Annotated in this window: 1 protein-coding gene; it reads right to left on the bottom strand. The window is 34.0% G+C overall.

Going from position 1 to position 1,234, the window contains the following annotated elements; all coding sequences use genetic code 11:
- Positions 1 to 605: 605 nt before the first annotated feature.
- Positions 606 to 1,013: a conjugal transfer protein TraD gene (locus FTV31_RS16945; protein WP_180015804.1), complete on the bottom strand. Its 408-nt coding sequence runs from the start codon at positions 1,011 to 1,013 to the stop codon at positions 606 to 608.
- Between the last annotated feature and the right edge of the window lie 221 nt (positions 1,014 to 1,234).

The raw sequence follows: 1,234 nt of genomic DNA, 5'->3' as shown, positions 1-1,234 counted from the left end.
CGGCAATACTTAGGGGATATGTCAATTTTTCAAATGGCTCCCCATAGGGTGAGTATTGCCGAAACTCTCTCAACCGTTTCCAAAGCCAAAGCACGAAGTGCGACGCTTTGGGGGCGAGTTGAGAAGTTGAGAGCATTAATTTTATGGTCTTAATGGCACTTTTTTAGAATAGTTTTATGTCCTTAATGGTACTGGTTTAGGATTAATAATAATTCTGCTTAGGCTATTTATTGGTTTTTTATAAGAAAATATTGACATCCATAAGAGAATATTGACACCAAATCATTGTTATTTAATAAAAAATTGAAAAAACAAGAGAAGTCATACACACTGAAGATTAGAAATATTTGGGAACAAGTTACATGGGTCTTATCTCTATGATTTCAAAAATCGCGAATTTGCTTGCGAATCTGTTATTTATTTTTGAAACTGTCTTCAATTACGTTTCATATTTTTATCTTAATTGTATTTCTGAAGTCTTTTTAATTGATCTAACAATATTTTTTTATTATATATTTCAGAAAGTTATATTGATTTAAAGAGTCTTAAGTGATTTTCTTGTTAATAAACGGTTCATACGTTTTGAACCGTTTACCTTATCAATTTTAATTTTTACGCTGATTCAAGGTTTCTTGCCCTAAGTCTTTCCAAATTTGCCACTTTGCATCATTTGGATCAATTTCGGCAGTTTTCAAAAGCACTCCTAGTAATTCAGCTGGATCTCGTTTATCCAGGTTAGCAATCTCAAAAAGTGCGCCTAATTGAATAAGGTGACGTGTACGAGCTTTGCGTTCAGCTTCCTTTTCTGCATTCAATAATTTTCTGACTGCCACTTTCTGCTTATTGGCTCGATCTATGGCTTTTTCAGCTTTGATCAAGGCATTCAGTTTTTTCTCTTGGTAGGGTGTTCTGTATTGGATTTTGGCTAATTCAAGTAAAAGTTTTTGAGCATCACTAGGATTCTTTAAAGCAGAAATGTAGGTAATTTTTTCAGACAGCCAATCATTATTCATATTCAATTCCTTAATTCATATACCGCAAAAGCACAGGCTCAATACTCAAAGAACGATAACAAAATAATTACGTCCAAGGTACGCAATTTTGTTAAAGTCGTTCTAGAGATTGTCGCCTGTACTTCCATCAAAAATTTGATGGCGCGCTTAGACGTTTCTCAATTTCATTGAGAAACCTAAGCACGTTAGGGACTTCATCCCTAAAACCCTGAAACTTCTTT

It is taken from the genome of Acinetobacter sp. YH16031 (assembly GCF_013417335.1).
GTDB lineage: Bacteria > Pseudomonadota > Gammaproteobacteria > Pseudomonadales > Moraxellaceae > Acinetobacter.
The sequence above is the reverse complement of the archived record's forward strand: the minus strand, read 5'-3'. Positions and strand labels throughout refer to the sequence as shown.